The 23228-nt window shown below is 56.5% G+C and carries 23 protein-coding genes; 5 read left to right on the forward strand and 18 right to left on the reverse strand.

Going from position 1 to position 23228, the window contains the following annotated elements:
- Window positions 1-26 precede the first annotated feature (26 nt).
- Window positions 27-1019, reverse strand: a complete 993-nt coding sequence (gene rpoS / locus ACQG2Q_RS18415) for an RNA polymerase sigma factor RpoS (protein WP_022649182.1) — start codon at window positions 1017-1019, stop codon at window positions 27-29.
- 60 nt (window positions 1020-1079) lie between these two features.
- Window positions 1080-2153, reverse strand: a complete 1074-nt coding sequence (gene nlpD / locus ACQG2Q_RS18420) for a murein hydrolase activator NlpD (protein WP_306307778.1) — start codon at window positions 2151-2153, stop codon at window positions 1080-1082.
- Here nlpD and ACQG2Q_RS18425 point away from each other — a divergent pair.
- Window positions 2095-2226, forward strand: a complete 132-nt coding sequence (locus ACQG2Q_RS18425) for a peptidase (RefSeq protein WP_306173474.1) — start codon at window positions 2095-2097, stop codon at window positions 2224-2226. The two genes, nlpD and ACQG2Q_RS18425, sit on opposite strands and share 59 nt — an antisense overlap.
- Window positions 2227-2320: 94 nt before the next feature.
- Here the strand turns inward: ACQG2Q_RS18425 and ACQG2Q_RS18430 are convergent, their stop codons facing one another.
- The 11 genes from ACQG2Q_RS18430 to cysG all read right to left on the reverse strand — a co-directional run bounded on the left by ACQG2Q_RS18430 (window position 2321) and on the right by cysG (window position 11029).
- Window positions 2321-2947, reverse strand: coding sequence for a protein-L-isoaspartate(D-aspartate) O-methyltransferase (locus tag ACQG2Q_RS18430; RefSeq protein ID WP_022649184.1), 627 nt, complete (start codon window positions 2945-2947; stop codon window positions 2321-2323).
- The gene (surE, locus tag ACQG2Q_RS18435; RefSeq protein WP_017382816.1) at window positions 2941-3702 is read right to left on the reverse strand and encodes a 5'/3'-nucleotidase SurE; all 762 of its coding nucleotides are present in this window, start codon (window positions 3700-3702) and stop codon (window positions 2941-2943) included. The genes ACQG2Q_RS18430 and surE overlap by 7 nt, the downstream gene beginning before the upstream one ends.
- Entirely contained in the window at window positions 3683-4732 is a 1050-nt protein-coding gene (gene truD / locus ACQG2Q_RS18440; RefSeq protein WP_063849450.1) for a tRNA pseudouridine(13) synthase TruD, read from the reverse strand. The genes surE and truD overlap by 20 nt, the downstream gene beginning before the upstream one ends.
- The gene (gene ispF / locus ACQG2Q_RS18445) at window positions 4729-5208 is read right to left on the reverse strand and encodes a 2-C-methyl-D-erythritol 2,4-cyclodiphosphate synthase (protein ID WP_045350954.1); all 480 of its coding nucleotides are present in this window, start codon (window positions 5206-5208) and stop codon (window positions 4729-4731) included. Before ispF ends, truD begins: the two co-directional genes overlap by 4 nt.
- Window positions 5208-5918: a 2-C-methyl-D-erythritol 4-phosphate cytidylyltransferase gene (gene ispD / locus ACQG2Q_RS18450; RefSeq protein ID WP_063849451.1), complete on the reverse strand. Its 711-nt coding sequence runs from the start codon at window positions 5916-5918 to the stop codon at window positions 5208-5210. Before ispD ends, ispF begins: the two co-directional genes overlap by 1 nt.
- Window positions 5919-5937: 19 nt before the next feature.
- On the reverse strand, window positions 5938-6249 hold the full coding sequence (ftsB, locus tag ACQG2Q_RS18455; RefSeq protein ID WP_003862095.1) for a cell division protein FtsB: 312 nt from the start codon (window positions 6247-6249) through the stop codon (window positions 5938-5940).
- 79 nt (window positions 6250-6328) lie between these two features.
- The gene (locus ACQG2Q_RS18460; RefSeq protein ID WP_006811767.1) at window positions 6329-6655 is read right to left on the reverse strand and encodes a DUF3561 family protein; all 327 of its coding nucleotides are present in this window, start codon (window positions 6653-6655) and stop codon (window positions 6329-6331) included.
- Between the two features lie 58 nt (window positions 6656-6713).
- A complete protein-coding gene (gene cysC / locus ACQG2Q_RS18465) occupies window positions 6714-7319 on the reverse strand; it encodes an adenylyl-sulfate kinase (protein WP_022649188.1) in 606 nt (201 codons plus the stop codon).
- A complete protein-coding gene (gene cysN, locus ACQG2Q_RS18470) occupies window positions 7319-8743 on the reverse strand; it encodes a sulfate adenylyltransferase subunit CysN (protein WP_022649189.1) in 1425 nt (474 codons plus the stop codon). Before cysN ends, cysC begins: the two co-directional genes overlap by 1 nt.
- Window positions 8744-8752: 9 nt before the next feature.
- The gene (gene cysD, locus ACQG2Q_RS18475; RefSeq protein ID WP_006811770.1) at window positions 8753-9661 is read right to left on the reverse strand and encodes a sulfate adenylyltransferase subunit CysD; all 909 of its coding nucleotides are present in this window, start codon (window positions 9659-9661) and stop codon (window positions 8753-8755) included.
- Between the two features lie 9 nt (window positions 9662-9670).
- Window positions 9671-11029, reverse strand: coding sequence for a siroheme synthase CysG (cysG, locus tag ACQG2Q_RS18480; RefSeq protein ID WP_063849452.1), 1359 nt, complete (start codon window positions 11027-11029; stop codon window positions 9671-9673).
- Window positions 11030-11266: 237 nt separating this feature from the next.
- Here cysG and ACQG2Q_RS18485 point away from each other — a divergent pair, with 237 nt between their 5' ends.
- Complete coding sequence (locus ACQG2Q_RS18485) at window positions 11267-12310, forward strand: aminopeptidase (protein WP_063849453.1); 1044 nt, start codon at window positions 11267-11269, stop codon at window positions 12308-12310.
- A 93-nt stretch (window positions 12311-12403) separates the two neighbouring features.
- Here the strand turns inward: ACQG2Q_RS18485 and cysH are convergent, their stop codons facing one another.
- The 3 genes from cysH to cysJ all read right to left on the reverse strand — a co-directional run bounded on the left by cysH (window position 12404) and on the right by cysJ (window position 16755).
- Entirely contained in the window at window positions 12404-13138 is a 735-nt protein-coding gene (cysH, locus tag ACQG2Q_RS18490; RefSeq protein ID WP_023298485.1) for a phosphoadenosine phosphosulfate reductase, read from the reverse strand.
- 99 nt (window positions 13139-13237) lie between these two features.
- Window positions 13238-14950 (reverse strand): assimilatory sulfite reductase (NADPH) hemoprotein subunit, encoded by a 1713-nt coding sequence (cysI, locus tag ACQG2Q_RS18495; protein WP_023306833.1) that lies wholly within the window; start codon window positions 14948-14950, stop codon window positions 13238-13240.
- Window positions 14950-16755, reverse strand: coding sequence for an NADPH-dependent assimilatory sulfite reductase flavoprotein subunit (cysJ, locus tag ACQG2Q_RS18500; RefSeq protein ID WP_096216660.1), 1806 nt, complete (start codon window positions 16753-16755; stop codon window positions 14950-14952). The genes cysI and cysJ overlap by 1 nt, the downstream gene beginning before the upstream one ends.
- Window positions 16756-17058: 303 nt before the next feature.
- On the opposite strand from cysJ, the gene queD reads away from it, so the two are divergent.
- Window positions 17059-17424, forward strand: coding sequence for a 6-carboxytetrahydropterin synthase QueD (queD, locus tag ACQG2Q_RS18505; RefSeq protein ID WP_006811776.1), 366 nt, complete (start codon window positions 17059-17061; stop codon window positions 17422-17424).
- On the opposite strand, the gene ACQG2Q_RS18510 is transcribed toward queD, so the two are convergent.
- Window positions 17409-19763, reverse strand: a complete 2355-nt coding sequence (locus ACQG2Q_RS18510) for a helix-turn-helix domain-containing protein (RefSeq protein WP_426759254.1) — start codon at window positions 19761-19763, stop codon at window positions 17409-17411. The two genes, queD and ACQG2Q_RS18510, sit on opposite strands and share 16 nt — an antisense overlap.
- Window positions 19764-19934: 171 nt before the next feature.
- Here ACQG2Q_RS18510 and ACQG2Q_RS18515 point away from each other — a divergent pair, with 171 nt between their 5' ends.
- Together ACQG2Q_RS18515 and ACQG2Q_RS18520 are read left to right on the forward strand one after the other, a co-directional pair.
- On the forward strand, window positions 19935-21104 hold the full coding sequence (locus ACQG2Q_RS18515) for a M20 aminoacylase family protein (protein ID WP_063849456.1): 1170 nt from the start codon (window positions 19935-19937) through the stop codon (window positions 21102-21104).
- A gap of 27 nt (window positions 21105-21131) precedes the next feature.
- Window positions 21132-22529, forward strand: coding sequence for an MFS transporter (locus tag ACQG2Q_RS18520; RefSeq protein ID WP_032626005.1), 1398 nt, complete (start codon window positions 21132-21134; stop codon window positions 22527-22529).
- 17 nt (window positions 22530-22546) lie between these two features.
- On the opposite strand, the gene queE is transcribed toward ACQG2Q_RS18520, so the two are convergent.
- On the reverse strand, window positions 22547-23218 hold the full coding sequence (gene queE, locus ACQG2Q_RS18525; RefSeq protein WP_006811780.1) for a 7-carboxy-7-deazaguanine synthase QueE: 672 nt from the start codon (window positions 23216-23218) through the stop codon (window positions 22547-22549).
- Between the last annotated feature and the right edge of the window lie 10 nt (window positions 23219-23228).

Raw genomic sequence — 23228 nt, forward strand, 5'->3', positions numbered from 1 at the left:
ACGGGCCTTTTCTGACGAATGGTTGCTTACTCGCGGAACAGCGCTTCGATATTCAGACCTTGCCCTTGCAGGATTTCACGCAGGCGGCGTAGCCCTTCAACCTGAATCTGACGAACACGTTCACGGGTCAGGCCAATCTCACGGCCGACATCTTCCAGTGTCGCAGCTTCATACCCCAGTAAACCGAAACGACGTGCCAGCACTTCACGCTGTTTGGCGTTCAGTTCGAACAGCCATTTGACGATGCTCTGTTTCATATCATCGTCCTGCGTGGTGTCTTCCGGGCCGTTGTCTTTTTCATCGGCCAGGATGTCCAGCAGCGCTTTTTCGGAGTCACCACCCAGCGGGGTGTCAACCGAGGTAATGCGCTCGTTGAGACGCAGCATACGGCTTACGTCATCAACCGGTTTGTCGAGTTGCTCTGCGATCTCTTCCGCACTTGGCTCGTGGTCCAGTTTATGGGACAACTCGCGCGCGGTACGCAGATAAACATTCAACTCTTTGACGATGTGGATCGGCAGTCGAATCGTACGGGTCTGGTTCATAATAGCCCGTTCGATGGTCTGACGAATCCACCAGGTCGCGTAGGTTGAGAAACGGAACCCGCGTTCCGGGTCAAACTTCTCAACTGCGCGGATGAGACCTAAGTTGCCCTCTTCAATCAGATCCAGCAGAGCCAGACCACGATTGCCGTAACGGCGGGCAATTTTCACGACCAGTCGCAGGTTACTTTCGATCATGCGACGACGCGAGGCAACATCACCACGCAAAGCACGACGTGCGAAATAGACTTCTTCTTCGGCCGTTAGCAGTGGGGAGTAACCAATCTCCCCAAGGTAAAGCTGAGTCGCGTCCAGCACACGCTGTGTGGCACCCTGCGATAACAGCTCTTCTTCAGCCAAATCGTTATCACTGGGTTCCTCTTCTACTAAGGCTTTTTCGTCAAAAGCCTCTGATCCGTTCTCATCAAATTCCGCGTCTTCATTTAAATCATGAACTTTCAGCGTATTCTGACTCATAAAGGTGGCTCCTACCCGTGATCCCTGGACGAGACACCCTGGCTGGCATGCCCCGTCAATTTATCGCTGCGGTAAATATTGCAGCGGGTTTACGGATTTCCCCTTGTAACGAATTTCAAAATGCAAGCGTGTAGAACTGGTTCCGGTGCTACCCATGGTAGCGATTTTTTGCCCCGCCTTAACTTCTTGTTGTTCCCGGACCAGCATAGTGTCGTTATGGGCGTAGGCACTCAGGTAATCATCGTTATGTTTGATGATAATAAGATTACCGTAACCGCGCAGTGCGTTACCGGCATAGACAACGCGTCCGTCTGCGGTCGCGATGATTGCCTGTCCTTTACTGCCTGCGATATCGATCCCTTTGTTGCCCCCCTCAGAGGTAGCGAAGTTCTCGATAATCTTGCCGTCAGTTGGCCAGCGCCAGGTGGTGATTGACGAGCTGGCATTCTGACTGCTTGCAGTCGGTACAGTAGAGCTAACCACAGGTGCCGTAGTCGGTGCTGTGACAACAGTCGCAGTACCTTTATTATTCGGCAACATTTTGTTAGCACTCTGATCACCTGAATCCTCAGAATACGTAATTACAGGTTGTGAAGCAACCACCGTGGTGGTTTTTTGTGCAGGAGTAACGCTGTTATTTTGCGCAGTTACGTCGGCCGCTGAAACGGTGTTGCCTGGTGTAAGCGGTGTCCCCGTCGCGTTGCCAACCTGAAGCGTTTGCCCGACTTCCAGAGCATACGGGGCCTGGACGTTGTTTCGCTGTGCCAGATCGCGGAAATCGTTCCCGGTGATCCAGGCAATATAGAACAGCGTATCGCCGCGCTTCACGGTATAGGTGCTGCCGCCGGTATAGCTACCTTTCGGAATGTTCCCATACTTACGGTTATACACTATGCGGCCATTTTCAGTCTGAACAGGCTGTTCCACTGCCTGAATCTGCGTAGGCTGCGTAACTGGACGCTGAACCGGCTGGATCTGCGGAGTTTGCTGCGCCGTTGAGGTGCCCATTTTAGGCGGAGGGGTGATCAACATTCCGCTGGACGTGTTACCCGAGCCGCTGGTTCCATTAACGGAACTGACGGGCGCAGGCGCGTTATTTGAACTTGTACAGCCTGCCAGCCAGAGCGAAACCAGTGATAATGCCGCAACACGGCTGATGGTGAATTTTGGGCTTCCCGCGCTCATTTATCCCCCAGGAATGTGTTAACTACCAGTGACTTAAAAATAACCGTGATGGCACGAATCTATCGCGCCACACCATACGCTGAATTTGCCTTAATAACCCTGGAAAAATCCGAGTCTCAGGCCAGTTCGCCCTTAACCAGGGGCACAAAGCGCACGGCTTCCACGGTATCGATAATAAACTCGCCGCCGCGTCGACGAACGCGCTTCAAAAGCTGCTGCTCATCGCCGACGGGCAATACAAGAATGCCACCCTCGTCCAGCTGCGAAAGAAGCGCAGTGGGGATTTCAGGTGGCGCTGCCGTGACAATGATGGCGTCAAACGGGGCGCGAGCCTGCCAACCCTGCCATCCATCGCCGTGGCGTGTCGATACATTATGTAAATCAAGCTGTTTCAGGCGACGGCGCGCCTGCCACTGCAACCCTTTAATCCGTTCCACCGAACAGACATGGTGCACAAGGTGAGCCAGGATCGCGGTTTGATACCCTGAACCGGTGCCAATTTCCAGCACCCGGGACTCTGGCGTTAGCTCCAGAAGCTCCGTCATACGCGCCACCATGTAGGGCTGCGAAATCGTCTGGCCTTGCCCAATGGGCAGCGCCACGTTTTCCCACGCTTTGTGTTCAAACGCCTCATCTACAAACTTCTCACGGGGAACCTGGGCAAGCGCGTTCAGCACCTGCTCGTTGGCGATCCCCTGTGCGCGTAATTGTTCCAGAAGAGTTTGTACACGTTTACTTACCATTGCGCGTTCACTCCGACCCGATCTAACCAGTCCGACACCACATCATGCGCGCTATAAGCGGTTAAATCTACGTGCAACGGCGTAACGGAAACGTAACCCTCATCCACCGCAGCGAAGTCGGTGTCTGGCCCGGCATCGCATTTATCTCCCGGCGGGCCGATCCAGTACAGGGTATTGCCGCGCGGATCCTGCTGGGGAATAACCTGATCGGCAGGATGGCGACTGCCACAGCGCGTCACGCGGATCCCTTTGATCTCGTCCAGCGGGAGGTCCGGCACGTTAATATTGAGGATACGTCCGGTACGCAGCGGCTCGCGGCCAAGCGCACGGAGAATGGAGCAGGTCACCGCGGCGGCTGTGTCATAGTGGGTGTGACCGTTTAACGAGACCGCCAGCGCCGGAAACCCCAGGTGACGCCCTTCCATCGCCGCAGCCACGGTGCCGGAGTAAATCACATCATCGCCAAGATTTGGCCCGGCATTGATGCCGGAGACCACAACGTCCGGCCGCGGGCGCATCAGCGCGTTCACGCCCAGAAACACGCAGTCGGTCGGCGTCCCCATCTGGACGGCAATATCGCCATTCTCAAAGGTAAAGGTGCGAAGTGAAGATTCCAGCGTCAATGAGTTAGACGCGCCACTGCGGTTACGATCGGGAGCCACGACCTGCACATCCGCAAATTCGCGGAGGTGTTTCGCCAGCGTCTGAATACCTGGCGCATGGATCCCGTCATCGTTACTCAGCAATATTCGCATAATCACCCGACGTGTTGATAAGTTCCCTGACAACACTGGTGGCAAAGCTACCTGCCGGCAGCCAGAAGCGTAACTCGACGGTTACGTCATCCCACCAGTTCCAGCTCAGCTGTTGCGGGTAGAGGAGCATCGCACGGCGTGCCGCCTCGACCTTTTCCCGCACCAGCAACGATTGTAATTCTGGCGCATCCGCCACCGCTGACTGCTCAGCGGCCAGCGCCTCGCCCTGGGTTCCCCAGTCGCCTGAACCCGGCAAGGCGGCGGTAATCATCAGCGTTTTAGCGTCCACGCGCGACTGGACATCGGCCATCTCTTCGGCCGTTGCCACAAACCAGCTTCCGCGTCCCGCTAATTGTAGCGCATCGCCGACAACAACTTGATTCGCGTCCGGTTTTTTCAGCCGTTCGCTCACAATCTGATTAAACAACGCACTGCGGGCCGCCGACAACCAAAAACTGCGTTTATTACGATCGCGCATCGGTGCACCGCTTTGCGCCCAGCGCAGCGCGCCCAGCAGGTTGCTGCCACCGATACCAAAGCGCTGAGCGCCGAAATAGTTTGGTACGCCGCGTTCGTTAATGGCCTTCAGGCGTTTTTCAACGTCCTCGCGTTCGGTCACTTCGCGCAACACCAGGGTAAAGGCATTACCTTTCAGTGCGCCCAGACGCAATTTGCGTTTATGGCGGGCGTACTCCAGTACCTTACAGCCCTCAAGCTCAAATTTGCTTAAATCGGGCATGGCATTGCCGGGCACGCGGGCGCAAAGCCACTGTTCGGTCACGGCATGTTTATCTTTTTGACCGGCAAAGCTCACTTCGCGGGCGTGAATATTGAGGAATTTTGCCAGCGCGTCCGCCACGAAACGGGTGTTGCAGCCGTTTTTCAGAATGCGCACCAGGATGTGCTCGCCTTCGCCGTCCGGCTCAAAACCCAGATCTTCCACTACCACGAAATCTTCAGGGTTGGCTTTCAGCAGACCCTTGCCCTGCGGTTTACCGTGCAGATACGTCAGATTGTCGAAATCCGTCATTTGGCCGCCTTCACCAGCAGCGCCACGGCTTCACAGGCAATGCCTTCGCCACGACCGGTAAAGCCCAGCTTCTCCGTGGTGGTCGCTTTGACGTTGACGTCGTCCATATGGCAACCCAGATCTTCAGCAATAAACACGCGCATCTGAGGGATGTGCGGCAGCATCTTCGGTGCCTGGGCAATGATCGTCACATCAACGTTGCCGAGGGTGTAGCCTTTGGCCTGAATATGACGCCAGGCTTCGCGCAGCAATTCGCGGCTGTCTGCGCCTTTAAAAGCAGGATCGGTGTCCGGGAACAGTTTGCCAATGTCGCCCAGCGCGGCGGCACCCAGCAGCGCGTCGGTCAGCGCATGCAGCGCCACGTCGCCATCAGAATGCGCCAGCAGACCTTTTTCGTAAGGAATGCGCACGCCGCCAATGATAATTGGGCCAACGCCGCCAAAGGCGTGTACATCAAAACCGTGTCCAATACGCATTATGCCTTCTCCTGAGGGGTCGTACGGGTAAGATAAAATTCCGCGAGCTGTAAGTCTTCCGGGCGCGTCACTTTTATATTATCAGCGCGTCCTTCAACAAGCGTGGGGTGGAAACCGCAATACTCCAGCGCCGAGGCTTCGTCCGTAATGGTCGCACCTTCTTTAAGCGCTCGCGTTAAGCAGTCGTGGAGTAATTCGCGGGGAAAAAATTGTGGCGTCAGCGCGTGCCATAGATCGACGCGCTCGACGGTGTGGGCAATCGCCGGTTTACCCGGTTCGGCACGCTTCATGGTGTCACGCACCGGGGCGGCCAGAATGCCGCCCACTTTACTGGTTTCACTCAGGGCCAGCAGACGCGACAGATCCTCGTGATGCAGACAGGGACGCGCGGCATCGTGCACCAGCACCCACTGCGCGTTCCCGGCAGCCTGAATGCCCGCCAGAACGGAGTCAGCCCGCTCTGCGCCGCCGTCAACGACGGTAATCTGAGGATGATTCGCCAGCGGGAGCTGCGCAAAACGTGCATCGCCGGGGCTGATGGCAATAACAACGCGTTTCACCCGGGCATGCGCCAGCAGCGCCGCCACGGCGTGCTCGAGGATCGTTTTATCGCCAATTGAGAGATACTGCTTAGGACATTCTGTCTGCATACGCCGGCCAAAACCTGCGGCCGGCACCACGGCACAGACGTCCGAAAAAGTTGCTGCCATGTCGTAATCCTGGGCCTGATTATCGATTGTTTTGTGCGGAGCCCTGATTGCGTTTAGACGCATCCGGAACCAGGCGATAAAACGTTTCGCCCGGCTTAGTCATACTAAGTTCATTGCGTGCGCGCTCCTCAATCGCCTCCTGGCCGCCATTGAGGTCATCAATTTCAGCAAAAAGTTGATCGTTACGCGCTTTAAGTTTGGCGTTTGTCGCCTGCTGTGCCGCGACGTCATCGCTCACCCGGCTGTAGTCGTGCAGTCCGTTTTTGCCGAACCACAGCGAATATTGCAGCCAGACCAGCAAAGCCAGCAACAGCAGCGTTAGTTTACCCATCCTGCCCCCTGAAAAAACGGCATCATCATCCCATAACTTTCCGCTGGACTCTACTGCGGGGTTTTAATTATGCCGTAAGTTAGCCCATCAGCCATAAAAACAGCAGGCCAAAGATGACCACAACGGTGGCGATAGTGATGAGCGTACTATACAGGAGCTTGCCGTTGAAAAGGGAGTGCAGCGCCACGCCCACCACAACCGCAACGGGCATCAGCGCGAGGAAGAAAGGCCAGGTATAGAGGAAGAAAAAGAGGGTGTTTCCACCGTAGATCAAGAACGGGATACCCAGCGCCAGTAGCCACGACACAAAGCCGACAATCGCCCCAGGGAAGGACCAGGTCGTCTCGTCGTCGGTCGTTAACGGTTCCGACCCGGTGGTAATCATGTAGTTTTCACTGTTGCGCATAGCTAATCCTGTGACCGTGACTCATCGCTCGGGAAGACAGCTCCCGAACGATACCGTCTCAGGATCTGATAATATCGTCCCGTCTGAGCAGGTCTAATAATTGGCTTACTAAATTTGTTACCAATTGTTGACCTTCCAGATGAATCTCAGGGGATTCAGGCGCTTCGTAAACCGAGTCAATACCGGTGAAGTTTCGCAGCTCTCCCGCGCGGGCTTTTTTATACAGCCCTTTCGGATCGCGCGCTTCGCAGATTGCCAGCGGCGTATCCACAAACACTTCAATGAAGCGATTCCGGCCCACGCGCTCACGCACCATCTGACGTTCGGCGCGGTGCGGTGAGATAAACGCCGTCAGCACCACCAGCCCGGCATCCGCCATCAGGCTGGCGACTTCTCCCACCCGGCGAATGTTCTCTTTACGGTCTTCATCGCTGAACCCTAAATCGCTGCACAGTCCGTGACGCACGTTGTCGCCGTCCAGCAGGTAGGTGCTCACTCCCTGCTGATGCAGCGCCTCTTCCAGCGCGCCTGCCACCGTGGATTTACCGGAGCCAGACAGCCCGGTAAACCACAGCACAACCCCACGGTGACCGTGGAGCTGTTCGCGCTGGGCGACGGTGACCGGATGAGGATGCCAGACGACGTTCTCATCATGGGCAGCCATTACTTGCCTCCCAGCAAATCGCGTGCGCCCCAGTGCGGGAAGTGTTTACGCACCAGCGCATTCAGCTCAAGTTCAAACGCGCTGAACTCAGAGGCCACGGTAGCCTGCGCGTTTGGCTCACGGACCATCCCGGCGCCGACGGTGACGTTGGTCAGGCGGTCGATAAAGATCAGCCCGCCCGTCACCGGATTCTGCTGATACGGATCCAGCACCAGCGGCTCGTCAAAGGTCAGATCCACCAGACCGATGCCATTCAGCGGCAGCTCGCTCACGTCACGGTGGGTCAGGTTGTTGATGTCCACCTGGAACTGAATGCCGTCCACGCGGGCGCGGGTTTTCTTGCCGGCAATTTTAATGTCATAGCTCTGGCCTGCGGTCAGGGGCTGTTCCGCCATCCACACCACGTCTACGGATGCGCCCTGCACCGCCGCCAGCGTTTCCTGCGCGTCGACCAGCAGATCGCCGCGGCTGATGTCAATCTCGTCTTTTAGCACCAGGGTTACCGCTTCACCTGCCCCTGCTTCGTCCAGATCACCATCAAAGGTGACGATACGGGCAATGGTCGATTCCACGCCGGACGGCAGCACCTTCACGCGCTGGCCCACGTTGACCGAGCCGGACGCAAGGGTGCCGGAGAAGCCGCGGAAATCGAGGTTCGGACGGTTTACGTACTGCACCGGGAAGCGCATCGGCTGGGTCTCAACCACGCGCTGAATTTCAACGGTTTCCAGCACCTCCAGCAGCGTCGGGCCGCTGTACCACGGCATGTTCGCGCTCTGAGAGGCGACGTTATCCCCTTCCAGCGCCGACAGCGGCACAAAGCGAATATCGAGGTTGCCCGGCAGCTGTTCAGCAAAGGTCAGGTAGCTCTGGCGGATCTCGTCGAATCGCGCTTCGCTGTAGTCCACCAGATCCATTTTGTTCACCGCCACCACCAGGTGTTTGATCCCCAGCAGCGTAGAGATAAAGCTGTGACGACGCGTCTGATCCAGCACGCCTTTACGGGCGTCCATCAGCAGGATCGCCAGGTCACAGGTAGACGCGCCGGTCGCCATGTTACGGGTGTACTGCTCATGCCCCGGGGTGTCGGCGATAATAAATTTGCGCTTTTCGGTAGAGAAGTAGCGATAGGCGACATCAATGGTAATGCCCTGCTCGCGCTCCGCCTGCAAGCCGTCCACCAGCAGCGCCAGGTCGAGTTTTTCGCCCTGGGTGCCGTGGCGTTTACTGTCATTGTGCAGGGAAGAGAGCTGATCTTCGTAAATTTGTCGCGTGTCGTGCAGCAGACGACCAATCAGGGTACTTTTCCCGTCATCAACGCTGCCGCAGGTCAGGAAACGCAACAGACTTTTGTACTGTTGGGCGTGCAGATAAGCTTCTACGCCGCCTTCATCGGCAATTTGTTGGGCAATAGTCGTATTCATGGCGGCTCCTTAGAAATAACCCTGACGTTTCTTCAGCTCCATGGAGCCTGCCTGGTCGCGGTCAATCACGCGGCCCTGTCGCTCACTGGTGGTCGACACCAGCATCTCCTCGATGATCTCCGGCAGCGTCTGCGCACTGGATTCCACCGCGCCGGTCAACGGCCAGCAGCCGAGAGTACGGAAACGGACCATCTGTTTTTTGATCACTTCACCCGGCTGTAAATCAATGCGATCGTCGTCGATCATCATCAGCATGCCGTCGCGCTCCAGGACCGGGCGCTCTGCTGCCAGATACAGCGGAACGATCTCAATATTTTCCAGATAGATGTACTGCCAGATATCCAGCTCGGTCCAGTTGGAGAGCGGGAAGACGCGAATACTTTCGCCCTTGTTGATCTGGCCGTTGTAGTTGTGCCACAGCTCCGGACGCTGGTTTTTCGGGTCCCAGCGGTGGAAGCGGTCGCGGAAAGAGTAGATACGCTCTTTGGCGCGGGATTTCTCTTCGTCACGCCGCGCGCCGCCGAAGGCCGCATCAAAACCGTATTTATTCAGCGCCTGCTTCAGCCCTTCGGTTTTCATGATATCGGTATGCTTGGCGCTGCCGTGCACGAACGGGTTGATGCCCATCGCCACCCCTTCCGGGTTTTTGTGCACCAGCAGCTCGCAGCCGTAGGCTTTGGCGGTACGGTCACGAAACTCGTACATCTCGCGGAATTTCCAGCCGGTATCCACATGCAGCAGCGGGAACGGCAGCGTTCCCGGATAAAACGCTTTACGCGCCAGGTGCAGCATGACGCTGGAATCTTTACCGATGGAGTACATCATCACCGGGTTAGAGAACTCGGCGGCCACTTCGCGGATAATGTGGATACTTTCCGCTTCGAGCTGCCGCAGGTGAGTAAGTCGTTTTTGGTCCATAACCGTTCCTTAAGCCAAATTTACAACAGAAGCGCCGAAGCCTTCTGTGTCGGTTGTGTGTTGGAACCAGGCGAGCGAGCTGTGCAACTGCACCACTTCTCCCACCACGATCAGGGCGGGCATCGGGGCGTCTTTCGCCAGGGTTGCAAGGTCTTGTAAAGTGCCGATGGCGACATGCTGATCGTCGCGTGTCCCGCGGGAGATCACTGCTACCGGCGTCGCCGCATCGCGACCGTGCTGAATAAGCTGTTCGCTGATGTCTCCCGCTTTCATCGTGCCCATATAAATCGCCAGCGTTTGTCGGCTCTGGGCGAGATGCGACCAGTCAAACGGCGTGCTGTCGGCTTTGTAGTGCCCGGTCACAAAGGTCACGCTCTGGGCGTAATCACGATGGGTCAGCGGAATACCGGCGTAGGCCGTGACGGCAGACGCCGCCGTAATGCCGGGGACCACCTGGAACGGGACGCCCGCTTCGGCTGCCGCCTGCAACTCCTCGCCACCACGGCCGAAGATAAACGGGTCGCCCCCTTTCAGACGCACCACGCTCTTGCCCGCTTTCGCGGCGGCAATCAGCATTTGATTGGTGTCGTGCTGCGGCACGGAGTGCTCGCCGGCACGTTTGCCAACGCAGATTTGCTCCGCGTCACGGCGGATCAGTTCGCGAATACCGTCGGTGACCAGATGGTCGTAGAACACGACATCCGCATCCTGAAGAACCTGGAGGCCACGCAGCGTGAGCAGCCCGGCATCGCCCGGCCCGGCGCCCACCAGAATGATCTCCCCGCCCGTACTGCCGGGGTTATCCAGTTCGTCTTCGAGTATTTGTTGCGCCGCCGTCTCGTTACCGGCATGCATCAGGCTGGCAAAGCGGCCGCGAAACACACGCTCCCAGAAGCGACGGCGTTCCGTCACGCTGGTCAGACGCGTTTTAAGGTGGTTGCGCCAGTAGCTGGCCTTCTCCGCCATGCGCCCGAGGCTGGTCGGCAGCAGCGCTTCGATTTTTTCCCGCAGCACGCGCGCCAGCACCGGCGCGGTGCCGCCGGAGGAGATCGCCACCAGCAGCGGCGAGCGGTCAACAATCGACGGGAAGATAAACGAGCACAGCGGCTGGTCGTCTACCACGTTCACCAGACGGTGACGGTCCTGAGCTGCGTCGGAGATTCGGCGGTTGAGCGCCCGATCTTCGGTTGCCGCAATCACCAGCACCACGCTGTCGATCTGAGACTCTTCAAAATCCGCCTCTGCAACGACCTGCACCTGCGCCCCGGCGCGTTGCAGGAACGCGATTTTGCGATCGGCAATTTCACCCGTCCCGACAACCAGTACCGGTCGGTCTTTCAAGGCGGCAAAAAGGGGGAGATAGTCCACAGGCAACAACTCACTAACAACCAGGAATAAAGGGACTATAGGGGGCGGCTTAGATCGAATGAAATTACGAATTGGAATGAGTAGTTACTCAATGGAATAACGCCGTGGAAAAGCAAATATCAAAAAGTGCTTAACATGCGAAATTTCGGGCATTTAAGCGCAATTCAAATTGTGTCTACCCGATCACAGTTTCATACTATGCGGGTTAAAATTTTGCTCTGTTTTTAAGGACTCACTATGTTTTCCGCAATGCGCCACCGATTCGTTGCCCTGGCGCTCGGCGTTTGCTTTATCCTTCCGGCTCAGGCAAAAAATCCATCTTACGGTGAAATAGCCAGTATGCAGGCGCGGCATATTGCGACGGTCTTTCCGGGCCGCATGACCGGAACCCCAGCCGAGATGCTTTCGGCAGACTATATCCGTCAGCAGTTTGCGGATATGGGCTATGAGAGCGACATTCGCGCTTTCCACAGCCGCTACATCTATACCACACGCAATAAAACGCAAAACTGGCATAACGTAACCGGCAGCACGGTTATTGCGGCGCACGAAGGAAAGGCGGCTGAGCAGATTATTATTATGGCGCACCTTGATACCTACACGCCATTGAGCGACGCCGATGTCGATAATAACCTCGGCGGGCTGACCCTTCAGGGACTGGATGATAATGCGGCAGGGTTGGGCGTGATGCTTGAGCTGGCCGAACGCCTGAAGAATATTCCGACGAAATACAGCATTCGCTTTGTTGCGACCAGCGGCGAAGAAGAAGGAAAACTCGGCGCTGAGAATCTCCTTAAGCGCATGAGCGCTGAGGAGAAGAAAAATACGTTGCTGGTGATTAACCTCGATAATCTGATCGTGGGAGATAAGCTCTATTTTAATAGCGGACAGAGCACGCCGAGCAGCGTACGTAAACTCACCCGCGACCGGGCGCTGGCGCTTGCCCGCACGCATGGTGTCTATGCCGCGACAAATCCGGGCGGTAACCCCGATTATCCCAAAGGCACGGGCTGCTGTAATGACGGTGAAGTGTTTGATAAGGCGGGCATTCCGGTGCTGTACGTCGAGGCAACTAACTGGGCGCTGGGCAAAAAAGATGGCTATCAGCAGCGCGCTAAATCGAAGGCGTTCCCAAACGGGACCAGCTGGCATGACGTGCGGCTGGATAATCAGCAGCACATTGATAAAACGCTGCCGCAGCGGATTGAGCACCGCAGCCGGGATGTCGTGAAAGTGATGCTGCCGCTGGTGAAGGAGCTGGCGAAAGCGGGGAAAGCCTGATGCAATTAAGCCCGGTTGCGCTGCGCTTACCGGGCCTACAACGGCACGAAACGTAGGCCCGGTAAGGCGTAGCCGCCACCGGGCGAAAAAACATTACCCTTCGTGCAGCCCGCACTCGCGCTTCAGCCCAAAGAATCGCGTCTCTTCTTCCGCCATTCCCGGTTCCCATTTACGCGTGGTATGGGTGTCGCCTACCGACAGGTAGCCCTGATCCCACAGCGGATGGTACTTCAGCCCGTGCTTTTGCAGATACTGGTACACCGTGCGGTTATCCCAGTCAATGATCGGCAGCACTTTGAACACGCCACGCTGCACCGCCAGCACCGGCAGCGTTGCCCGGCTCCCGGATTGCTCGCGGCGGAGCCCAGCAAACCACGTCTGCGCATGAAGATCTTTCAGCGCGCGGTTCATCGGCTCGACCTTGTTGATCTCATTGTATTTCTCGATGCCCTCAACGCCCTGCTCCCACAGCTTGCCGTAACGCGCCTCCTGCCAGGCCGCGCTTTCGGTTGCGCGATAAACCTTCAGGTTCAGCTTGAGCTTGTCCGTCAGCTCGTCGATAAACTGATAGGTCTCCGGGAACAGATAGCCGGTATCGGTGAGGATCACCGGAATGTCCGGACGGATCTGATTCACCAGATGCAGACTGACCGCCGCCTGAATGCCAAAGCTCGACGAAAGCACATAGTCTCCCGGCAGGTTTTCCAGCGCCCACGCCACGCGCCCTTCGGCGTCGAGCTTTTCCAGTTGGGCGTTAGTTTCTGCCAGGGCCAGAATGCGTTCAACTTTTGGCAGGTCATTAAGGGCGTTTAGATCGAGTACGGACATAAGAACCTCGTTTACCTGTTTCGCCGGGCGGCACTGCGTTTGCCCGGCCTACAAAACCCGTAGGCCCGGTAAGCGAAGCGCCACCGGGCAAAGGATGGATTACTCCCAGAAATCCCTTGCGGGATCGAGCACCGGGCGAATGATGCCCGCACGTACCGTAAAGTCGCCGAAGCCTTCACCCGCTTCGCGCTCTTTCGCCCAGCGTCCGATAAGCACGTCGAGGGAATCGAGAATTTCCGGCTCGGTGATGTTCTCGCGGAACATACGCGGAATACGTGTCCCGATACGGTTACCGCCCAGGTGCAGGTTATAGCGACCCGGCGCTTTCCCTACCAGACCGAGTTCGGCCAGCATCGCGCGGCCGCAGCCGTTCGGACAGCCCGTCACGCGCATAACAATATGCTCGTCCGGAATACCGTGTTTTTCCAGAATCGCCTCCACTTTATCAGTGAAGGACGGCAGGAATCGCTCGGCTTCGGCCATCGCCAGCGGACAGGTCGGGAACGACACGCAGGCCATTGAGTTTTCACGCTGCGCGCTCACCGCATTCATCAACCCGTGCTCGCGGGCCAGCTCTTCAATTCTCGCCTTATCGCTTTCCGGCACGCTGGCGACGATCAGGTTCTGGTTGGCGGTAATACGGAACTCGCCTTTGTGGATCTTTGCGATTTCCAGCAGGCCGGTTTTCAGCGGACGGCCCGGATAATCAAGAATACGGCCGTTTTCGATAAACAGCGTCAGGTGCCAGTTATTGTCGATGCCTTTCACCCAGCCGATGCGATCGCCGCGACCGGTGAATTCGTAAGGGCGGATCGGCTCAAACTTGATGCCCGCGCGACGCTCCACTTCTTCTTTGAACGTCTCGACGCCTACGCGCTCAAGGGTATATTTGGTTTTCGCGTTTTTACGATCGGTACGGTTACCCCAGTCGCGCTGGGTCGTAACCACCGCCTCTGCCACGGCCAGCGTGTGCTCCAGCGGCAGGAAGCCGAACTCGCTCGCGGTGCGGGCGTAAGTTTTCTTGTTACCGTGCTCAATGGACAAACCGCCGCCCACCAGCAGGTTAAAGCCGACCAGCTTGCCGTTTTCGGCAATCGCCACGAAGTTCATGTCGTTGGCGTGCAGGTCGATATCGTTCTGCGGCGGGATCACCACCGTGGTTTTAAACTTACGCGGCAGATAGGTCTGGCCAAGGATCGGTTCTTCATCGGTGGTGGCGACTTTCTCCTGATCGAGCCAGATCTCCGCATAGGCGCGGGTACGTGGCAGCAGATGTTCGGAGATTTTTTTCGCCCACTCGTACGCTTCGGCGTGCAGCTCAGATTCGTACGGGTTCGAGGTGCAGAGCACGTTACGGTTCATGTCGTTGGCAGTCGCCAGCGCGTCCAGACCCACGGAGTGCAGCATCTGGTGCACCGGCTTGACGTTCTTCTTCAGAATGCCGTGGAACTGGAAGGTCTGACGGTTGGTCAGACGAATGCTGCCGTAGATTGTGTTTTCACCGGCAAACTTGTCGATCGCCTGCCACTGTTTCGTAGTGATTACCCCGCCCGGCAGACGACAGCGCAGCAGCATCGCGTGACGCGGCTCCAGCTTCTGTTCGGCACGCTCGGCTCGGATATCGCGGTCGTCCTGCTGGTACATACCGTGGAAACGGATCAGCAGGAAGTTGTCGCCTTTGAAACCGCCGGTCAGGCCGTCATTTAAATCTTCGGCAATGGTACCGCGCAGGTAGTTGCTCTCTACCTTCATGCGCTCGGCATCAGTCAGTTTGCCTTCGACCACCAGTGGGCCAGGATGTTTTTCGCTCATTAGTAGACATCTCGCTGATAACGGCGCTCTACGCGCAGCTCACTTAAAAATTCATCCGCCGTTTCGGCATCCATACCGCCGAATTCGGCAATCACTTCCAGCAGTGCCTGCTCAACGTCTTTCGCCATACGATTGGCGTCGCCGCAGACATAAATGTGGGCGCCGTCATTGATCCAGCGCCACAGCTCTGCGCCCTGTTCGCGCAGTTTGTCTTGTACGTATACTTTTTCTTTCTGATCGCGGGACCAGGCCAGATCGATGCGGGTCAGCACGCCCTCTTTGACGTAGCGCTGCCACTCAACCTGGTAGAGGAAATCTTCAGTAAAGTGCGGGTTGCCGAAGAACAGCCAGTTTTTACCCGGCGCGTCGTCTGCTGCACGCTGCTGCATAAAGGCGCGGAATGGCGCAATACCGGTGCCCGGGCCAATCATAATCACCGGCGTTTCGGGGTTCGCCGGCAGGCGGAAGTTGTCGTTGTGCTCGATAAAGACGCGAACTTCACCCTCTTCTTCCACGCGGCCTGCCAGGAAGCCTGACGCCCCACCCGCGCGCGCGCGGCCTTCGATGTCGTAACGCACCACGCCAACGGTGATGTGGACTTCGTTTTCCACTTCCGCCTGCGAGGAGGCGATGGAGTACAGGCGCGGGGTCAGCGGACGCAGCAGGCCGACCAGCGCGTCAGCATCCAGCTGTGCCGGAGAGAAACGCACCATATCGACAATCGGCGTTGTCGCCGCGTATTGCTGTAACTTCGCCTTATCCCCGACCAGCGGAAGGAGCGATTCGCTGCGGGTTAAGGTGGCGTAGTTTTCAACGATGTTGGCGGTGTTCACCGTCAGTTCGAAATGCCACTGGAGCGCCTCGGAGATCGAGAGCGTTTTGCCATCCACGGTAACCGGTTCATCGCCTTTCAGCCACAGCAGCTCGACCAGCTCTTTCACCAGCGCCGGATCGTTCTGATACCAGACGCCCAGCGCATCGCCAGGCTGGTAACGCAGGCCAGAGTCACCGAGATCGATTTCGATATGGCGCACGTCTTTTTCTGAATCACGGCCCGTGATTTTCTGGTTTACCGACAGGCTCGCCGTCAGCGGCGCCTCTTTCGTGTAAGGGCTGGTGTGGATTTCGTTAACGGTGCCGGCTACGGTAACGGCGGCCTGCGCTGGCGTATCTTTCGGGACGCGGGCCTTCAGCACCTCAACGATGCGCGCCCGCCATTCGGCGGCGGCAGCCTGGTATTCCAAGTCAGCGTCTACGCGATCCAGCAGGCGCTCTGCGCCCAGCTCCGCCAGCTTGCTGTCGAAATCTTTACCGGACTGGCAGAAAAATTCATAGGACGTATCACCGAGGCCGAAGACGGCAAAGGCGGTGCCCTCGAGCTTTGGCGCTTTTTTCGAGAACAGGAACTTATGCAGCGCGACGGCTTCTTCAGCAGGCTCACCTTCCCCCTGCGTTGACGCCACCACCACCAGCAGTTTTTCTGACGCGATCTGTTTGAATTTATAATCCCCGGCGTTGACCAGGTTAACGTTCAGCTTCGCGGCGAGCAGGTCATCACGCAGCGCTTCGGCCACACGACGGGCATTACCCGTTTGCGAAGCGGAGATAAGCGTGATGGCAGGAATTTCAACGGCCGTTGGCGGTACGCCTGCCACAGCACCCGGCTGCTGGTTCAGCATTCCCCAGAAATAGCCGGAGACCCAGGCAAGCTGGGTGGGTGAAAAATCGGAAGTCGCGGCCTGGAGGCGCGCCAGTTGCTCCGGGTTAAGGGGAAGCAAATTTGAAGGTGGGGCCTGTGTTGTCATGCGTCGTTATGTTCCAGTAGCAAAGCGGACTTTAAGCGAATAAATCCAAACTGAAGATAAGGTTAACGGCGGGGATAATAACAATTAAAGAAGGGATGGAAATAATAAATAACCAAATGGACTAACCTGTTTTAGTTATCGTTCTTAACGATAAAAGCGATTAAATAACCATATGAAATAAAACAACAAAAGTCGATAAACACCATGAATACGAGGCGGTGACCGTTCAGAGCCGTTTTAGTTAATGATAAAAATTGTGCTTTCCGTTACTATGCGGCGGTTTTTTCCGCATTCCTGAGAGCTATGATGTCCACCACACTGTTTAAAGATTTCACCTTCGAAGCCGCACACCACCTTCCACACGTTCCTGCCGGGCACAAATGTGGCCGCCTGCATGGACACTCGTTTATGGTGCGTCTTGAAATCACCGGTGAAGTCGATCCCCATACGGGCTGGATCATGGACTTTGCCGAACTGAAGGCCGCGTTTAAGCCGACCTACGATCGTCTCGATCACTACTATCTGAATGATATTCCGGGCCTTGAAAACCCGACCAGCGAAGTGCTGGCGAAATGGATTTGGGATCAGATGAAACCGCTTGTGCCGCTGCTGAGCGCGGTGATGATCAAAGAGACCTGCACGGCAGGCTGCGTCTACCGCGGGGAGTGAATCTCCTCCGTTTCGGCCTCAAGAGGCACGAGCGGTGTAAACTCATAGAGCACCAGCGCATTACTCTCCAGTGATTCTGTCAGTTGCCAGCCGTCATCAACGCGTTCATCGTACAGGGAAAGCGTTGGACGCGCTTTGTGCGCTATCCAGCGCCACATCTCTTCGTCAGGGCCGCTTTCGCTGCCTACCCCTTCAAGCAACGGATAGAGCGCGCCGTTGTGCTGATCAAACAGATGGCATTTAATTCGCCATTTACCGCGCATTCCCTTCAGGTGTAAATGATACTGCTGGCGAAAACGCTGGATGAAGGCTTCTTCACTGGAAAGGAGCGGATTAAAAACCACCACATTACGCAGCAGCAACTGGTAACCATTGTGATGGCGCGTGAGCAGAACACGCCCGTCGTTTACCAGCACCTCGCCCCGCAGGCGTTGCCAGAGCCAGAGTACCCAATAAACCGGCCGTGGAAGACCATGGTTGTACTGTAGCGCAAGGCTTGACGTATCGATGGTATTGTTCGCACGAGCTTCACCCTGAAGGCCCGAATTGAGCCAAAATCCCCCTAGCCAGACCTGCTCCGATAGCCCGAGCAGGCTCTGCATCAGCAGCGCCCCACGAAAAAACCAGCCGTTTGTCGCCCGCGTGTTCCCGGTGAGGGTATTCCAGGAGAGAAGCCAGACGGGAAGCGAACATTTGCGCAGACGAAGGGCGGCGATAATCTGGCGGATCTTCTGTACCGGATAATTTTCTGTAGAAGAGAGTTGGGCTGGCTCCCGCTGCGCAGGATCGAGAAGTTCATTGGCATCGGCTGAACAGGCAAGAAAATCGGCCTGCATCAGGATGGCTGAGCTGAACAGGGTATTGTCGCTCACGCCCGCGCTGTCGGGTGAAAATCGATGCCATAAACCAAACTTTGCCTGTGGCAGATAGTTGCGTATGACGTTTTGTTGCGCCAGCCAGACCTGCTCCCGGGTCTCCTCACTCGCCTGTGTTGACCAGTGCATGACAAAGTGCCAGCCCGCGGTGATCTCGGGCGAAAAATGATTGACCGACCGTTGTAAAAAACGGGCAAGTAGATCGCGACGGGTCGTTACGCCGGTGTGCAGCAGCACCGTCCATTGCTTTTTTGCCAGCCAGGTGAAGAGCTGATGCAGATTGTACCAGCAGGCGTAGCCCGCCATCTGGGGGTCATCCCACCCGGTGGCAAACAGACGGCTGCTGAGAAAAGGTTCGGCGATATCAATTCCCTCTATGGGAATGGCCTCATTTATCGCTTCAAGATTCTGACGAACGTCCTCACGCAGTAAATCGTCGAGCTCACGCAGGGTAATGACCACCCGCATACGACGCAGCGAGGTGGAGAGAGGATTAAGCTGCTCAAGATCCAGTGTCTGCTCCTGCTGCGGGCGATCGATAAGCGGGGAGGCTCCCCAGCCGCGCGCCACCGGTTCATTGAGCAGGCTAAACAGTTTATCCATGGCCACCGGATAGCGCTGCTCACACCTGTCCGTACGAACACGTGTGGCCTCCGGGTGCTGGCGTCGGGACTTACGAAACTCACCCGGGGACATATTGTGAACACGCCGAAACCGATCGGTCATCATACGCGTGCTGGCGAAACCCTGCTCAAGCGCAATCTGATGCAGCGGTCGGTTCGTCAGACGGAGCGCGTCAGCCGCCTTTTCCAGCCGCAGGGTGGTGATGTACTGCATGAAACTGATCCCCACTTCCTTTCTAAAGAGACGAGAGAGCCAGGCTTCAGAGACATATTCACTCGCGGCGATTTCCGCAAGCGTAATACGGCGAGAATAACTGGCATTGATCCGCTCTATCACCCGGGCAATGCGTTTGCTGTGCGCTGGGGAAAGTTCACGGGACAAAAACCGGGCGGGCTGCTGAAAGCGGCTGGTCAGCAACAGCAATATCTCGCTCAGCCAGCGGTACGCCTCCAGCCGGTTGCGGTGTGGGTCGTTGATGAGGGTGACCACAAGAAGCTGGCGCAGCAGATCGCGAAGCGCATCGCATTGGGGCCAGACGCCTCCGGCTTCTGCCGGTATAGCGTAATCATGGACAAAAAAATCATTGCAGAGCTGGACCACCCAGCGCCCGGAAAGGGACACGCGCAGGGTGATATTTGCCGTTTCGCTCGTGAACTGCCAACGCCGATGACGGTTGATGATGGCAAGGGTATTGGCCTCCAGGATGTCACGTCCCACATCGGTATTCAGTTCAGCCCGCCCTTCCAGCACCCAGAGCAACGTTAGCGTATCGCCTTCATCCTCCACGCAGTGGCGAATGTCCTGGATCTCCACCCAAAATTCATCTCCCCGCTGATTCATCTTTCCCCTCATCAAAGACAAATAATGACCGACTCTTTTTTGTCATAACGGAATTGTATGAAAAACAATCAAAACAAAACCGTCGCTTTACAACAAAAAAATGCATTTTCTGGCAGTGCGATCGTCATAGACTCGAAATTATCACCGTTTGGCATAAAAAGGATAACAAAAATGACACATCCAATTATCGAAGCTCTGCGCGGCAAAGAGGCCCAGTTCACTGAATTACGTCGCTATTTTCATCAGCATCCTGAAATTGGTTTTGAGGAGCACAATACGAGCGATCGCGTTGCGGCGTTGCTTGAGGAATGGGGATATGAGGTTCATCGCGGCCTGGCGAAAACCGGTGTGGTCGGCACGCTGAAGGTGGGTAACGGGCCTAAATGCCTGGGTCTGCGCGCCGACATGGATGCGCTGCCTATGCAGGAAAACAGCGGCAAGGCCTGGAGCAGTACCGTTGAGGGTAAATTCCACGGCTGCGGTCATGACGGCCACACCACAACGCTCCTGTATGCAGCGGAGTACCTGGCACGCACCCGCAATTTTAACGGCACGCTGCACCTTATTTTTCAGCCCGCGGAAGAACTTCTGTATGGCGGACGCGTTATGGTAGAGGACGGTTTGTTTGACCTGTTCCCCTGCGACCACATTTTTGGTCTGCACAATATGCCGTCACAGCCCGTCGGAAAAATTGGTCTGCGCGATGGCGCCATGATGGCCTCTTCGGACACCCTTCATATTGAGGTTAACGGCGTGGGGGGTCACGGTGCGGTGCCAGAACATACCGTAGATGCCACACTCGTTGCCTGTCATATCACTATCGCTTTGCAGTCCATTGTTTCGCGCAATATCACCCCTTTTCAGCCTGCCGTCGTTACCGTAGGCAGCATTCAGGCTGGACATGCCCCCAACATCATCAACGACAAAGTATTGATGAAACTTACCGTGCGCACGCTGGATGAAAGCGTGCGGCAAACCGTGCTACAGCGCATCCATGATATCGCCGTTGCGCAGGCGGAAAGTTTCAATGCCACGGCTACCATTCGACACATTAATGGCAGCCCGGTACTGAAAAACAATCCGCAAGCCAATGAGATGGTGCGCAACGTCGCCACCGATCTGTTCGGTCAGGATTCCGTCGCGGAGGTGAATGCGTTTATGGGCAGCGAGGACTTTGCGTTCATGCTCGAGAAAAATCCCAATGGCTGTTATTTCACCCTTGGCGCTGGCGATGAGCCTGACCGCTGCATGGTGCATAACCCGGGCTACGACTTTAACGACACTATTCTCCTCACCGGCGCGGCGCTGTGGGCCGCACTGACCGAACACTATCTGCGCTGATTCGCACCTTCCCGGGAGGGCTGCATTATGAGTACCGTTTCCCTGACAGACGCATCCGCCTACGCCGGTAACGATCGGCTGCTGGCGGGTATCGTCATGAGCGTTCTGACCTTCTGGCTGTTTGCCCAGTCGGTTATCAACGTGGTTCCGGCCATGCAGAATAGCCTCGACATTGCCCTCGAAACCCTTACGCTGGCCGTCAGCCTGAGCGCGTTGTTTAGCGGCTGTTTTGTCGTAGCCTGCGGTGGGTTTGCCGATAAGTTTGGGCGCATGCGCCTGACCATGACAGGCCTGATTTTGAGCATGATCGGAAGCGGTCTGCTGTTCATTTCATGGGAGCCCGTCCTGTTTCTGTTGGGAAGAGCGATACAGGGGCTATCCGCGGCCTGCATCATGCCCGCCACGCTGGCGCTGATTAAGACCTGGTATGAAGGTAAAGCACGCCAGCGCGCAATCAGCTTCTGGGTTATTGGTTCATGGGGCGGGAGTGGCCTGAGTTCGTTTGTGGGAGGCGCCATCGCCACCACGCTGGGCTGGCGCTGGATTTTTATTTTGTCGATAGTGGTGGCTCTGGTCGCGCTATTGCTTATCCGCGCCACGCCGGAAAGCCGCAGCCCTGATGCGTGTCGACACAAACTGGATATCAGCGGCCTGGTGAGTTTTGTCCTTATGCTGGTGCTGTTCAATCTGTTTATCAGCAAAGGACACAGCTGGGGCTGGAGCAGCAGTTTATCGCTTCTTGTACTGTGTGGAGCCGTGATTGCACTGATGTGCTTTGTCGTTACCGGGCGGCGGAAGGGCGATGCGGCATTGATCGATTTCGCCCTGTTTAAAAACCGTGCCTATAGCGCCTCGGTATTCTCAAATTTCCTGCTCAACGGCTGCATTGGCACCATGATGATCGCCAGCATCTGGTTGCAGCAAGGCCATCATCTGTCACCGCTACAGACCGGTATGATGACGCTGGGGTATCTGGTTACCGTACTGGCGATGATCCGGGTGGGTGAAAAACTGCTTCAGCGCTATGGCGCCAGGCTGCCGATGATGACCGGCCCGCTGCTGACCGCAACAGGTATTACGCTGATTTCATGCACCTTCTTAAGCAAAGAGGTCTATATTGTCACCGTCTTTCTGAGCAATATTTTATTCGGGCTGGGGCTCGGATGTTACGCCACGCCCTCAACGGACACGGCGGTAATGAATGCCCCTGAAAACAAAGTGGGGGTGGCTTCAGGGATCTATAAGATGGGCAGTTCCCTGGGCGGCGCAATGGGGATCGCGGTCACCGCATCGCTATACGCCCTATGGCTGCCGATGGGAACGGCCAGTGCCGCGCAGTATGCCTTGCTGTTCAACAGTGCGATTTGCCTTGGGTCGGCAGTCGTGACCTGGGCTTTACTGCCAACAACAAAAGCCCCGCGTTAAGCGGGGCCACACAAGTATCAGGCAATGTTCAGATATTTGTGCGTCTGCATCGACAGGCGCCAGTTGCGGGCGATACAGGTTTCAATGCACAGACGGGTTGCATCGTCTTTCTGGCTGATAGGCTGTAGCGCGATAACGCGCTGCTTCTCATCCGTCAGCGTCGCCAGCAGTTCGTCCAGCGCTTCGATGTCACGCACGCGCCCCACCGGATGTTTGATCTCATCCGCACGCTCAAGCGCCTGCGACAGTACGTCATAACCGCCGCGCATATTCACTTTCGGTGAAACCGTTACCCACGTTGAATGGGAGCAGCGCACTTCATGGGTACCGCTGGTTTCGATCTGACAGCTATAGCCATTCTTCTCGAGCAGTTCGGTGAGGGGCATCAAATCGTGAATGCAGGGTTCCCCGCCGGTGATCACCACATGCCGCGCCGTCCAGCCCTGACGACCAATAATGGCAAGCAGATCTTCCGCGCTGCCCGCGCCCCATTTATCGCTCTCTTTGGTTTTCGCCAGAATGCTGAACAGCGACACTTCCCGATCTGCGAGCTTATCCCACGTATGTTTGGTATCACACCAGGCGCAGCCAACCGGGCATCCCTGTAAACGAATAAAGATAGCGGGAACGCCGGTAAAGTAACCCTCGCCTTGCAGGGTCTGGAACATCTCGTTAATCGGGTACTGCATAGTCAACTCT

Source organism: Enterobacter cloacae complex sp. 370H10, assembly GCF_050031535.1.
Lineage (GTDB): Bacteria > Pseudomonadota > Gammaproteobacteria > Enterobacterales > Enterobacteriaceae > Enterobacter > Enterobacter intestinihominis.